1 protein-coding gene is annotated in these 1,143 nt (G+C 59.1%); it reads right to left on the reverse strand.

The window, feature by feature from the left end; all coding sequences use genetic code 11:
- A partial coding sequence (locus LZ005_RS21510) for an IS110 family transposase (protein WP_237811094.1) occupies positions 1-961 on the reverse strand: 961 nt, incomplete at its 3' end.
- Positions 962-1,143 lie beyond the last annotated feature (182 nt).

Genomic DNA, 1,143 nt, shown 5'->3' on the forward strand with positions numbered 1-1,143 from the left:
AGGGCTTGCCGTTGCAGATCACCCCGTAAATCTGATGGATTAATTTGCGGCTTATGGCGCCGATCACGGCCATTTTGGCCATCCCACGGGCGCTCAGTTTGGTCGCATAAGCCCTGAGCACGGGGTTATGCGTCAAGGCGACGACCGAAGGCATGTAGAGCGCGGTTCGCAGGTCGGCGCGCCCCATGCGACTGATGACGGTGCGGCGCCGCAGGGTGCCGGACTCGCGCTGACGGGGCGTCACGCCCACAAAGGCCGCCAGGGCTTTGGCACTGCGAAAACGCCGAATGTCGCCCAGGACGCCCAGCAGTTTGGCGGCCGTCCGCGGGCCCAAGCCTGGAATGGAGGTCAACAGGTCGCTGTCACGCTTGAGGTTTGGATGGCGGTCGATGTGGTCATCGATTTCACCTTCGAGTTCGCGGATTTGTTGATCCAGCCAATCGACATGTTTCTGCGTATGCGCCAGCACCAACTCCTGACTGCCAAATTGCAGTGCTTCCATTCGATTCCACTCCTGCTGGCGCATGTCCTTTAAAGCTTGCAGGCGTTCCCCCCAAGCGCGCAGTTGGCGCACTTCAGGAGCTGGTGCTTGCCAGGGTTCCGGTCGCAGCTGGGTGCAGAAGCGCGCAATGACGGCCGCATCGACGGCGTCGTTCTTGTTGCGGATCTGCTCACTCTGGGCGTACCCCTTCACCCGGGCCGGGTTCACCAAACTGACCGTGAAGCCGCGTTCCAACAAGCCAAGTGCCACAGGCTCGCTATAAATACCTGTCGATTCCAGGCAGGCATGCACCGCCGCGGGACTGAGCTGTTGCTTTCGCAGCCAAGCCTCTAGCTCCGACAGGCCATTGCCTGAGTTTTCCACTACCTTTGATTTCAGCTTGCCCTGAATGAGCAAGGCTACGTCCAGCTTGCGTTTGCTAACGTCGATGCCGATGACGGCGAGGGATTCAGTATTCATGTCGACCATTCTCGTATGCAGGCTCGAAGCCTAAGATACCGTTCGGACTGAGATGAAATACAGGCAGAGGCACCAATCTGACCCTCGGGCTCAAACCCTAGACCCCTCCGATGTCACTCCGCCTGGCCAAACTCCAGCATCTATTTTGCCGGAGGATCAGCATCTGCAATATACGAGACCCC

This window comes from Massilia sp. TS11 (genome assembly GCF_022012445.1).
GTDB lineage: Bacteria > Pseudomonadota > Gammaproteobacteria > Burkholderiales > Burkholderiaceae_D > Telluria.